The 11,541-nt window shown below is 68.7% G+C and carries 12 protein-coding genes and 2 CRISPR repeat arrays (1 of these 14 only partly in view); of the genes, 3 read left to right on the forward strand and 9 right to left on the reverse strand.

Going from position 1 to position 11,541, the window contains the following annotated elements; translation table 11 throughout:
- Positions 1-66: 66 nt before the first annotated feature.
- The 5 genes from ACFP1Z_RS03110 to ACFP1Z_RS03130 are packed head-to-tail and all read right to left on the reverse strand — an operon-like array spanning position 67 to position 3,112.
- Positions 67-981, reverse strand: a complete 915-nt coding sequence (locus ACFP1Z_RS03110) for a class I SAM-dependent methyltransferase (RefSeq protein WP_390314178.1) — start codon at positions 979-981, stop codon at positions 67-69.
- Positions 982-994: 13 nt separating this feature from the next.
- Positions 995-1,465: a cytidine/deoxycytidylate deaminase family protein gene (locus ACFP1Z_RS03115; RefSeq protein ID WP_390314179.1), complete on the reverse strand. Its 471-nt coding sequence runs from the start codon at positions 1,463-1,465 to the stop codon at positions 995-997.
- Positions 1,462-1,992, reverse strand: a complete 531-nt coding sequence (locus ACFP1Z_RS03120; protein ID WP_390314180.1) for a dCTP deaminase — start codon at positions 1,990-1,992, stop codon at positions 1,462-1,464. Before ACFP1Z_RS03120 ends, ACFP1Z_RS03115 begins: the two co-directional genes overlap by 4 nt.
- Complete coding sequence (locus ACFP1Z_RS03125) at positions 1,989-2,558, reverse strand: dCTP deaminase (RefSeq protein ID WP_390314183.1); 570 nt, start codon at positions 2,556-2,558, stop codon at positions 1,989-1,991. The genes ACFP1Z_RS03120 and ACFP1Z_RS03125 overlap by 4 nt, the downstream gene beginning before the upstream one ends.
- Positions 2,555-3,112, reverse strand: coding sequence for a hypothetical protein (locus ACFP1Z_RS03130; protein WP_390314184.1), 558 nt, complete (start codon positions 3,110-3,112; stop codon positions 2,555-2,557). Before ACFP1Z_RS03130 ends, ACFP1Z_RS03125 begins: the two co-directional genes overlap by 4 nt.
- Positions 3,113-3,497: 385 nt before the next feature.
- On the opposite strand from ACFP1Z_RS03130, the gene ACFP1Z_RS03135 reads away from it, so the two are divergent.
- Complete coding sequence (locus tag ACFP1Z_RS03135; RefSeq protein ID WP_390314185.1) at positions 3,498-4,832, forward strand: XRE family transcriptional regulator; 1,335 nt, start codon at positions 3,498-3,500, stop codon at positions 4,830-4,832.
- A gap of 268 nt (positions 4,833-5,100) precedes the next feature.
- Here ACFP1Z_RS03135 and ACFP1Z_RS03140 read toward each other — a convergent pair whose 3' ends face one another.
- The 3 genes from ACFP1Z_RS03140 to ACFP1Z_RS03150 all read right to left on the reverse strand — a co-directional run bounded on the left by ACFP1Z_RS03140 (position 5,101) and on the right by ACFP1Z_RS03150 (position 7,399).
- Complete coding sequence (locus ACFP1Z_RS03140) at positions 5,101-6,096, reverse strand: MBL fold metallo-hydrolase (protein WP_390314186.1); 996 nt, start codon at positions 6,094-6,096, stop codon at positions 5,101-5,103.
- 178 nt (positions 6,097-6,274) lie between these two features.
- A complete protein-coding gene (locus tag ACFP1Z_RS03145) occupies positions 6,275-6,832 on the reverse strand; it encodes an NUDIX domain-containing protein (RefSeq protein WP_390314187.1) in 558 nt (185 codons plus the stop codon).
- 96 nt (positions 6,833-6,928) lie between these two features.
- Positions 6,929-7,399 (reverse strand): DUF6415 family natural product biosynthesis protein, encoded by a 471-nt coding sequence (locus ACFP1Z_RS03150; RefSeq protein ID WP_390314188.1) that lies wholly within the window; start codon positions 7,397-7,399, stop codon positions 6,929-6,931.
- A 324-nt stretch (positions 7,400-7,723) separates the two neighbouring features.
- On the opposite strand from ACFP1Z_RS03150, the gene ACFP1Z_RS03155 reads away from it, so the two are divergent.
- Both ACFP1Z_RS03155 and ACFP1Z_RS03160 read left to right on the forward strand, forming a co-directional pair.
- A complete protein-coding gene (locus ACFP1Z_RS03155) occupies positions 7,724-8,584 on the forward strand; it encodes a helix-turn-helix domain-containing protein (RefSeq protein ID WP_390314189.1) in 861 nt (286 codons plus the stop codon).
- Entirely contained in the window at positions 8,557-8,775 is a 219-nt protein-coding gene (locus ACFP1Z_RS03160; protein WP_390314190.1) for a DUF397 domain-containing protein, read from the forward strand. The genes ACFP1Z_RS03155 and ACFP1Z_RS03160 overlap by 28 nt, the downstream gene beginning before the upstream one ends.
- Before the next feature lie 227 nt (positions 8,776-9,002).
- Positions 9,003-9,702: direct repeats of the CRISPR family, unit length 29 nt; unit sequence GGGAACAACCCCGCGTGCGCGGGGACCAC.
- A gap of 475 nt (positions 9,703-10,177) precedes the next feature.
- Here ACFP1Z_RS03160 and ACFP1Z_RS03165 read toward each other — a convergent pair.
- Entirely contained in the window at positions 10,178-11,422 is a 1,245-nt protein-coding gene (locus tag ACFP1Z_RS03165; RefSeq protein ID WP_390314192.1) for an MFS transporter, read from the reverse strand.
- A 77-nt stretch (positions 11,423-11,499) separates the two neighbouring features.
- Positions 11,500-11,541: a CRISPR direct-repeat array (repeat unit 29 nt) (it continues 353 nt past the right edge of the window).

Consider the following 11,541-nt stretch of genomic DNA (forward strand, 5'->3'; position numbering starts at 1 on the left):
CCGGCCGGTGCGGCACGGGCCGACGCTAGCGAAGCATCGGCGCATGCCTTGCCGGAACGGGGGAGTTCACCGGCAGAGGAAGGAGCCGGTGTACTTGGTCACCGCGAAGTAGCCGTTGGTCTTGATCGCGCGTTCCACCTGGGCGTTGACGCGGTCGCGCAGCTCGGTGAAGAAGTCGTCGCTCAGGCGTTCGTCTGGTTCGGAGGAGGCGCAGCAGTGGTTGTGGCCGACCTGGTAGAAACGCATGAACGGTGCGGGGTCGGTGAAGCGCAGCTGGTCCTGCCAGGTGACGGTCTCGACGTGCTGGAAGTGCTTGCGCAGCTGTGGGGCGCCGTTGGCGAGGGAGAGCCGGCCCTTGGGGGTGGCCTTGAACAGGTCCTCGGGTGCGGCCATGGCCTTGAGGGCCGTGAAGTGCACGTCGTACATCTCCAGCATGCTGTCCGTGCGGTCGGTGGTGAGCTGGAAGAGCCCTCCTGGGCGCAGGACCCGGCGGACTTCGGCGAAGCACCGGTCGAGGTCCGGCACGTAGTGGATCATGTAGTTGGCCATGACACGGTCGAACGCGTCCGTGTCGAGCAAGGAGAGGTCGTCGGCGCTGCCTTCGATCCACCGGCACGGTGTGGCGGTGCCGTTCAGACGTTCCGCGGCGGCGGCCAGGACGGCGGGGGCGATGTCGAGCCCGGTGATGCTGCCGTCGGCGAAGTGTGGGCGCAGGTGCTCAAGGACGAAGCCGTTGCCGCAGCCGAGGTCGAGCAGGTCCTCGCTGCCGGTGAAGGCGAGGTTGCCGAGCATGTGGTCGAGCATCGACTTCGGGTTGGTGCGGAAGGCGTTGTGGACCCACTGTTTGACGTCGAGCATGCGGGTGTCGTTGAAGAACCGGTCCCGGGCGGTGGCGGCCGAGAACTCGAAGTGCTGCTCGGGGATGACCTCGTGGGCCAGGGCGTCCAGGGCGGGAGTACGGAAGTCCATCGTCTTCTCCACGGATCGCGGGTGTTCAGGGGCGGGACGGGCCGGTCGGCCACTTGGTGCCCACGTACTTGTGCGGCAGCAGTGCCGTGAGCGGCATCAGCGCGGCGTGGGGGCCGTCCGCGATGACGGCACGCAGGCCGGGGGCGTGGTCGAGAAGCAGTTCGCGGCACAGGCCGCAGGGCGGGACGATGCGGGCGCCGCAGGACTCGGTCGGTTTGGGGTAGCGGACGGCCGCCACCGCGATCAGCGGGGCGCTGGTGGCCAGGCGGGCCGCGGACAGGGCGCCGGCCTCGGCGCAGACCGCGGCCCGGCCGACCATGGCGTCGATGTGCAGTCCGAGGTGAATACGGTGGTCGGCGTCCAGGATCGCGGCGGCGATCTGGTGCCGGGCCTGGACGTAGCGCTCGCGGATCGTGGTGAAGGCCGCCGATACCAGCAGGCGCGCAGCCGGGTCGGTGCACAGGCAGGCGGGGTCGCCACCGGTGCGGCCGCTCATGCCCTCTCCTGCAGGGCGTCGCGGTGGATCCGGGAGGGCTGGGGCCCCACCGAGCCCTGGTATTTGCCGTTGTAGAGCACGACTCTGCCGCAGGTGTGCCAGAACGTGACCTGGGCCAGGCGATCGCCGGCGTGGACACGTACGGGCTGGACCGCGTGGAGCTGGAAGGTGGTCTGCCCCGTCGAGCCGATGTCGATGAGATCGGCAGTGACGTGGACAAACATCCCCAGGCGAGCAGCACCCGAGCGTGAGCGGATGATGGGTACGTAGTGGTCGCTGCCCAGGACCTCGACGCTGGCCCCGAGGTAGATGCGGTCCGGCCTGAGCACCAGCCCCTCGTCAGGGATCACCGTCGTCTCGAACGCGTTCTCCTGGCGGGTGTCCAGGACGGTGCCGGTGTAGTGGATGAGGTTGGGGCCCAGGGCGAGGTTGTAGGAGTTCGGCTGGACCTGCTCCTTGTCGAACGGATCGAGGACCAGGCGTCCGAGAGCACACTCGTGGGCGATCTGCGGGCCGGTGAGGATCACGGCAGCCTCCGTGTTGGGAGAGGCAGGGGGAGCGGCAGGAGCGCCGTCGGCGCCGTCAGCAGGTCGGCGGGCGGGACGGTGGCCTCGTCGATGCGTCCGAAGTAACCGGCGTAGGGCTGGCGGGCGCCGCAGACGGTCCAGAAGCTGACCTGGCCGGTGATCATCTCCGCGTAGACGTGCAGGGGTTGAACGACCTTGATCTCCAGCGTCCAGCGGTGGCACGCGCCAAGGTTGCCCAAGTCAGCGCTGTACTGCAGGAACATGCCCAGGCGGCCGAGCGAGGACCTGCCGATCAGCGACGGCACGAACCGTGTGCTGCCGATGGCTTCCATCGTCGTGCCGAGGTAGACCCGGCCGGGCTGCAGCACAATGCCGTCGTCCGGGATGGTGAACTCCTCCAGCTCGTGCGCCGCGTGCGTATCCATCACGGCTGCCCGGTGAGTGCGCAGGGTGCGGCCGAGCCGGTAGTTGTAGGAAACGGGGTTGAGCTGGCGGGAGTTGAACGGTTCGATGGTCAGGGTTCCCAGGCGGCGCTGCCGGACGATCTCCGGTCCGGTGAGGATCACTGCAGGACCTCCCGGACGATCCGGGCCGCCTGTACGCGAAGGCCGTCGAGGCTACCGGAGTTGTCCACACTCAACCACGGCACCGCGTCGATCGCGGCCTCGGTGGGGTGCTGGTCGTCTCCTGCGGACAGGTCCCCCCGCCCGCGCTTACGCTCCCGTCGTACGCCGTCGGGTGCCGTGACCTCGATGAGGCGGAACCCCAGAGCCGTGACCGCGTCGGCGTCCGCAGCACGCATGTCGTCGCACAGCACAACGGCCCGTGGGGTGTCCCGCTCCACCAGCCGTACCCGTGATCCGAAAGCCTCAGTGAGGGCACCGGGGTTGATCCGCCTGATGTGGAAGCCCAGGGCGTTCAGCAACTGGCCGTCCTGCACGCGCCCGTCCGGCAGGGGGCGGCCGGCCACGGCGTAGATGATGGCCTGCAACTCGTACAGAGGAGCGCCGACCTTGAGAATCCGCGCGTCCGCGCCCGCCTCTGCCAGCTCCAACGCGAGCAAGCCACTGAGTGTGGTCTTCCCGGCGCCGGGCCGGCCGAAGAGCGCCAGCTTGGGCATGGCTGTCCTCCTTCACCATGGGATGAGTCCAGGGCCGAGCGAGCCGTCATCAACCGAGCCACGAGCACCGCGCACGTCTCATCGGGAGAGCTGGTTGCCTGCCGGGCTCGTGGAACAACGCGGTGTGCCGCACGATGAACCCGATCTGCCAGACGGTTCCTTCTGCCGCCACGCCCCACTGGCTCGGGATCCGTAGAGCCGGACGGCGAACTGCGCAGCATCACCATCCCGGCACCATGCGCCTGGAGGAAGCCGCGAGGAGGGTGCCGTCAGGTGCGGTCAAGAGCACCCGACAAGCACCCGCGACAGCCATTCCGCAGGGCATCATCTCCCGGCTACCGTCGATACGTTCGGCCCCAGCCCGGCGACCGGAAAGGGAACTGGGATGCATCTGCTGGCACGGGCACGAACCGCGCGTGGCTGGAAACCGCCCGAGCTCGCCCGGCGCATCCGCGTTCTCGGCAAGGAACGCCATGTCCATGTCGGCACCGGCAAGGACGGCGTCTACCGGTGGGAAGGCGGCCGTAAACCGGACCTGCCCACCCAGTACCTGATCGCCGAACTCCTGGAGATACCCGCCGAAGCGGTCCTGCACCACCCTTGGCCACGCTGGCTCGCCCTGGACCCGCTCCAGCAGCCCGCCATCCACAGCTGGGACGCTCCCGGCGCCATCCAGGCACTCGACGAAGTGTCAGGGAGGGAGAACATCGAAATGCAGCGACGGCACTTCACCCAGCTCACCGGAGTCGCCCTGACGGCCTCCCTGTGGGCATGGCTGACCGCCGACCCCGCCGCCGCCGGCCAGATCACCCACGCCCGCCGCCTCGGCGAGGCCTCTGTCGCCCACATCGAAGACCGCGTCCGGCAGTTGCGGCACGCCGACGACCTCGACGGCGGTGGACAACTCCTCACCGAGACCGCCGCGAGCCAGCAGATGCTCGTCCGCCTGCTCAAGGACCGCACCTACAGTGATGCGCACGGAGCCCGCCTCCACGCCGCTGCGGCCGACCTGACCCGCATGCACGCCTGGGCCGTCTTCGACCTCTACGGCACCTGCGCCGACGCGTACTTCAATGCCGCCCTCCACTCCGCCCACGCGAGCGGCGACCCCGCCCTCGGCAGCCACATCCTGGCGTTCTGGTCCATCGCCGCGAACAACTGCGGACGCCCGGCTGACGCTGAGGCAATGACCGCCGCTGCCCTCTCCGCTTCCCGCGGCCGCAGCACCCACCGCGTCGAAGCCATGCTCCTCTCCCGGCGCGCCCGTGCCCGCGCCCACCAGAACAACCCCGCAGCCCTCACCGACCTCGACCGCGCCGCCGGCCTCCTGGCCACCAGCCGGCACCACGGCGAAGACCCCGAATGGGTCACCTGGTTCGACCAGGCCGAACTCCTCGGCGCCCAGGCATCCACCCACCTCGACCTCCACCAGCCCGCCCGCGCCGAACACCTCTTCGCCCAGACCGCCGCCCTCTTCCCCACCGACCGGATCCGCACCCAGGCACTCTTCCTCGCCCGCCAAGCCGACGCCCAATGGCAACAGCACGACCCCGAACGCGCCTGCGCCACCGCCCACCACGCCCTCGACCTCACCGAAGACATCAGCTCCCACCGCGCCGTCGGCCCCCTGCGCGACCTCGCCACCCACATGCGCACCCACAACGCCATCCCCGCCGTCCGCGACCTCCGCGAACGCATCAACACCGCACTCCCCGCGTGACAGAACAGAAAGCAGTCGTCCGAGGCGCCAGACACATCCCTGTGGGGGACCGGCGTGCCAACAGGCCCCCCGGGCGCGCCTCCTGGCGGTGACACCCGAGACGGGTCAGAGACCTTCTCTCTCAAGTTCCAAGGTGTCTTGACAGGCTGTGGGCCCTCGGATTTCCCCTGCGCGGGGATTCATAGTCGCCGAGCTCGGATCTGACCAGAGGCGTGCCAACGAGTCGCTCTGGAAGGGGGTTCGGGTGCAGCGGTGCTGATCTGCGGGATCAAAGAGTCAGGCGGAATCCGTCGTATCCGGGGACAACGCGTACGGGTGCGTCGAGAGGGCCCAGGCTGCGCCTGACCCATTCGGTGTGGGCATGGCGGTACCGGGCGCCGGAGTACGCGGCGTCGTAGTGCTGCACCAGCAACGTCTCCGGCCTGAGCCTTCGTGCGATTGCCGGGAGGTCGCGCATGCCCAAATGGCAGGCCGCCCTGCGCTGTTCGTCGGCGTGCAGGAGAGCGGCGTCGCCGTGGGCGATGACGGCCCGTGGACGCGGAGCGATTGCGGCGACGGCGTCGAGCAGGCCGGGCCACAGGTTCGTGTCCGACGAATACCAGATGTGGCCTGCCGCGGTTTCCAGAACCAGGCCGATGGCACTGCCGGTACGGCCGGCTTCTTCGAGGTGCAACGCGGGAGTGGCGTGGACGGTCGTGCCGTCGGTGACCTTCGTGGACGGCTCGCCGTCGCCGTCGGTCTCGGGGTGCGCGAGAGTCACCCACGAACCCATGCGCTGGTGGTACGGGGAGAAGTCGGCGAACCGCTCGGCCGTCGTGGGGTTCGCCAGGACCAGCGGCGCTCGCCCGGCGGCAGTTGCCGCTCCTTCGAGGCAGGGGATGAGGCCGGCGTAGTGATCGGGGTGCAGGTGCGTGACCGCGATCCCCACCACGTCGGCGAAGTCGAACTCGCCCTGCGCGGCGAGAGCGAGCAGCCGGTCGAGGGCTGCGGGCCCGGGATCGATGATCACGGCGCCTTCTCCGGTACGGACGAGGAGACCGCCGGCTCCTCCGGACAGCATGCCGTACCGGCATCCCAGCGCCCCGAGCAACGTGATCTCGCACCCACCCGGGGCCACAGACCGGGCCGGTTGCGTCAGACGCACCGGAGGTGTGCGCATCGCCATGTCCGCGTCGTCGGCCGCAGCGAGGACTGCGGCGATCTCTTCATCGGTAGCGGCTGCCGCCCACGCGGCGTTCTCGGTCTCGGTGAGCGGCTGTTCCACAGGGTCTCCTGGACTCACGGCGAGGGCGCAGGGCCGGCGGCCCGGGGGCGTGGGCGCTGCGCTGGATGAGGCAGGAGTCTACGGACGGGGTAGCGCTGTTGGCTGGCCCTCATGGGCAGCTTCACTGGTACGAGGGGGAAGCGTGGGGCCCGCGCAGCGATGGTGAGCCGGTGCTGCTCTATGGGGTAGTAGTCGTGCAGGCGGGCTCGCCGTAATGCAGCTCGGTCACGTCACCGTTGATGAGGGCGGCGAGCGCGGCGCGGAGCTGCCGCTCCTGGTGCGGCATGCAGTGATCGTCGAGTTGGGTTGCCGGGACCCACTTGTGGCTCAGGAACGCCGGTTCCTTGCTGTCGGACAGCCCGGGGAGCCTGATCTCCACCTCGTCGGTGAGTGGGGCCATCGCGTACACGAACTCGATACCGGCGGGTGCCGTCCCTGTGGGAGGGATCCAGTCGAGTACGAGCAGTCGGGTCGGCGACACTTCGAGTCCGGTCTCGGTGCGGACGGTACGCGCCACGGCCGTTGAGGGCGGCTCTCCTTCGAGTAGCGGTCCGGCGGGGAGGCGGAAGTTGTGGCTGGGCTCTGTGGGGTTGGCCGTGTCGGCCGTATCGGTAGGGGAGAGCATCAACGTCCTTGGGTCGTCGGCCGACTTGGTGTCGGCCGGGTGCACGATCAGTGCCATTGCGGCGGCGCGCAGCGGTGGCGGGTTCGTGAGGGAGAGGGCGTCGGCGTGCATGGATGTCCTTGTTCTTCTCTCGGTGGGGATTCGCCGGGAGGCGGGCGGTCCTGGGTGGTTGTGCGCAAGCCGGCGTACTGGCGCGGCCCCGGACGGTTATCCCGTCGGCGGGCGGGCGCCGGGCTCCTGGCCGGAGGCCCGGCCGTGCTGGGCGTCGTGCTCGGCGCGCGGGTGCATCAGCAGTGAGTAGTGGTGACGTACGTCCTGCATGGCCTCGTAGAGGGCGAGACAGTAGTCCCGCGCGCTCAACAGGCCGTTACCTGCCCCGTCTTCCTGTCCGGCCTGGAAGAACGCCTCATCGGCAACCGCTCGTGCGGGTTCCCGCCGCGGGTCGTGCTCTGGCAGCGCGGCTGCGAGGACCTTCAGCGCGGGCGTGGTCCGACGGATGCAGCGGCGGAGGTGCTTGATCATGTCGTGCAGACTCTCCGCCGGCGGTGACGGGCGGGCTTCCAGGATCGTCCGCATGCCCTCCAGGGCCCCGTGCTCGGCCTCGGTGATCGGGGAGTCCGGTGAGGGGATGAGGGCTCCTCCAAAGGTCATGGCGGTGCCAGGGAAAACGGGGGGCATGAGTGTTCTCTCCTTCGGGCCGCACGTGGGGGGCGGTGCGGGCGATCACGGGGGCAGACCGTACGAATCCACGCCAAGGGGTGGGGTGCGGGGTTCGCTGACCGGAACCGGGGCCGCTCGAAGCTCTCTGGCCCGCCGGGTGATGAGGTGTGGCGTACCACCGGGGCGGGAATCAGACAGGCGTTGTTCGAACGCAGCGTCAACCGGCTGGAGTTGGAGCTTTCCGGTTCCGCTCACCAGTATCTGCCAGGACGCATAGGCTGATCCCTGTCCAGGCCTGTTCCGGACCTGAGCGATCCCGAAACTCAAGTGGGAGGTGCAACTATGCCTGCCCTGTCAGCGCCTGAACTGTACGAGCAGCGAGTCAAGGAGCTCGCGGCAGCGATCCGCGAGGCCCGGATGGCCAAGGGGTGGAAACAGATTCAGCTGGCGAAGGCGATCGCCTTGTCCCCTACGGCGGTCTCCCACTTCGAGAGCGGACGGGTGAAGTACGTTCCCTGTCGCGATGTTGCCCGTCGCATCGATCGGGCCTTGGACGCGGGCGGCCGGATCTTCAGGCTGCGCGACAAGCTGGACGACAACCCCGACGCGAAGCGAGTGCAGAAGTATCTGGCCAAGCATGCGGGCGCCGTCGAGATCCGGCAGATCTGCTCCCACTGGGTTCCTCCGATGCTGGAGACCGAGGAGCACACGCGACTGTGCCTCGAAGAGGGCCTGAAATTGCGCGGCGGGAGCTTGGAGGACAAGGTCGCCTTTCGTCGTCAACTGCGCGCGATCCTGTCGGGAACGCCGGACGCCCCCACGCTCAACGTCATCCTCCGTGAAGGCGTCTTGCGGTCTGCGATCGGAGGTGAGCAGGTGATGCGTCGGCAACTCCTCCACCTGATCGAGCGATCGCATGAACCGAACGTGGATGTGCGCGTTCTGCCCTTCGATGTTGGTGCAGAGGTCGACGACGTCGGCTTCGTGACCATGTGGGAGGAGCGGACCGGCCGCCTGGGTGCGTGGCGCCCGGACGGCTACGTCTTCGGTGCGTTCATCGCCAATCGCTCCGACATTGCGTTGCTCAACCACCTCTATGATCACCTGCGAGATGTCGCTCTGGACCCAGAGGCGACACGGTCCTTTATCGGCAAGACAGTTGAGGAGCTTTACCCATGTCGGCCCAACGTGACTTGCCCATAGCGGAGTGGCGTAAGAGCACCTACAGCGGGGGCGGGGGTGGCTGCATTGAGGTCCCCGTTGACAAGGTGCCGCGCATTATGCCGGTCCGGGATTCTAAGGACCCTGGGCGGGGGCTGCTTGTGTTTGGTGACACGGCTTGGTCCTGCTTTGTGACGGCTGTCATTGCGGGCAACGGCAACCTGGGGGCGTAGCTCCAGCAGGGTTCAGCGTGCTGTCGGCGCGGGCACTGCTTGCGCTGAGTCCCTTGCCGTTGGAGCTGGTTGACAGGCGGACTTCGGCTCCCTTCGGGGCGGCATCTACGCGTCGGTCTCGCACCGTGGGGATCATGCGGTTGGCTCCTTGTTGAGGACGCCGAGTTGGGAACCTCCCCGCGTGTGCGGGGCCACGTTGCCGGCCTGCGTATCGACGGCTCACCTGCGGGAACAACCCCGCGTGCGCGGGGACCACTCGCCCATAAGGGCACGGGCAGCGCCGATGTCGGGAACAACCCCGCCTGCGCGGGGAGCACATCAATACCCGCGACGGGGTCACCGGCGCCAGGGGAACAACCCCGCGTGTGCGGAGACCACCTCCAGTCCATCCTGGACACGACCATCGCGCCGGGAACAACCCCGCGTGCGCGGGGACCACGGCAGGGTGATTGTGTCGCCGGGCTGCACCAAGGGAACAACCCCGCGTGCGCGGGGACCACTACACGCAAACGGTCGTCATCCTGCGGGCCCCGGGAACAACCCCGCGTGCGCGGGGACCACCGGTCCACACCGCGCGGGCCCGCAAGGCGGGCCGGAACAACCCCGCGTGCGCGGGGACCACGTCGACCCCGAGTTGCTCGGACGCTGGGACCTGGGAACAACCCCGCGTGCGCGGGGACCACCCTTCCCAGTAGGTTCCGTATCCGTTTCCCCGGGGAACAACCCCGCGTGCGCGGGGACCACCGGGGATGGGCGACCGCGAGGCGGCGGATGCCGGGAACAACCCCGCGTGCGCGGGGACCACACCGCGGATTTTGCTGGTGATGCCGGTCGCGGGGGAACAACCCCGCGTGCGCGGGGACCACTGAAGGGCGACCCCGAGGAACGCGTCCGGGAGCGGAACAACCCCGCGTGCGCGGGGACCACAGGTCCTGACCTGCGTGTTCATGCGGGCACGTGGCCGTTTTTGCTTACTTCCAAAGATCCAGACTTAGCGGACATAAGTGCCATTTCAGGGCTAGGTGCTGCACTGCTCACCATCAGCCTCCCTCCTGTCGCCATGCATCACTCCGGCTCCGGCCCGCAACAATAGTCGTGATGCGTAGCCGAGTTCAGTCAACGCCCGCCCTCAGCCTCCGTGGGCCTCCCGCAGGTTCGAGGATGTGGTTCTTCGGCAGCGGCGAAACGCTCATCAAGGATCACGAGGCTGGAACTCCTGGGTCAGCTGGCTTGGCGTGCCGTGGCACAGCCCGCTGGCTTTGACTGGCGCGGTAGTTGCTCAGGGCTGTTGCTGGCCGCGGCCAGCCTGAACACCGAGGCAGTGGTGACTGTGGACGCCCCGCACGTTCGCGGCCACCAGGCCGTGGTCCTGCGCGCCCGCCGCCCGTCGACAGACAGGTAGTCAGTTGCGCGCCAGCTCCTTCTGCTGCCCGGGCTGCAGCGCCTGACGGTGGCCGAGGCCCTTCAGCACCGTCCACGTCAGCAGTGCCGTGACGGCCGTCGCCGTACCCGCCACGGCGAACGATGCTCTGGGCGTCCGCTCCAGCACCGCAGGCAGGAGCAGCATGCTCCCCATGCTCGCCAGGTGCAGCTTCACCGAGCACACGCTGAACATGCGCAACTGTTCAGGGCCTTCGAGCGCGGCGATCTCGGCGTTCAACGCGATCGACGTGACTGGCACCAGCAGGCTTCCCAGCGCGGTCAGAACGACGACTTGCAGCAGGCTGCTGCTGCCCGCGAACGCCGCCAGCAGCAGTCCCCGTACCGCCCACGCCGCGCAGAAGCCACTGGGGAAGGGGGCGGCCAGCCTGGTGTTGCCCGTGAGGATGTTCCCTGCCAGCGAGCCGATCCCCATCGCCGACAGGACCAGCGCGTAGGCCCCCGGGCCGGCGTGGAGTCGGTCGGTCAGCCAGACGGGGATGCCGATCGTCAGGACCGTCTGGAAGAACTCCCCGACCCCGCTGAGCACGAACGCGCCGGTGATCAACGGCCGGGCGCGCAACACCGTACGCGCTCTCACCGTCGTGGGCTTCGCTGTCTTCCCTGCCTCCGGCGCCCGGAGCCGGGAGGACTGCGGCACAGTGCGGGCGAGCCAGGCAAAGGCGAGTGCGGAGGCGGCGAAGGTGGCGGCGTCCACGAGGAACAGGTCCTCGGCGGCCAAGTACGACAGCAGCACGGCTGCCGAGCCGGGGCCCAGGAACCAGGTCAGCCGGGCTGAGGCGTCCATCAGCCCGGTCACCTGCCGCACTTGCTCGCCTGCTACGAGCCCGGGGACCAGCGCCGACAGGCTGGGCCCGGTCAGGGCATCACACGTGCCGATCACCAGGATCACCGCCAGCACACCCGCCAGGCCGGCCGACGGCCACAGCCACGGCAGCGCCGCTATCACCACGATCTGCAGGGCCTCGACGACTGCCAGGGATCGGAATGAAGCGACTCTCGCGACCAGTTGTCGGCCGAACGCTCCAACCAGCAGGTGGGGAACGGATTCGAGTACCACGACCAGGCCCATCGCCACGGCGCCGGACCGCTGCCAAGCCGTCCACGCGAGCGCGAGCGTGAAGAATCGGTCGCCGAAGACCGAGAGCGTCTCGGCAGACCACAGGACGAGGACCGGACGCTGCCGCAGCAGGCTCACGTAACTCACCCGCGTGACAGTAGGGCCTCATCGAACATCACGATGTGCGTTCGGTAACTCGTCCCCCGAAGGGCGGGGTGGCGGGTGGGAATAACCCCGCGTGTGCGGGGAGCACTGTGCCGCCGATT

The sequence above is a fragment of the Streptomyces gamaensis genome (assembly GCF_042656465.1).
Classification (GTDB): domain Bacteria; phylum Actinomycetota; class Actinomycetes; order Streptomycetales; family Streptomycetaceae; genus Streptomyces; species Streptomyces gamaensis.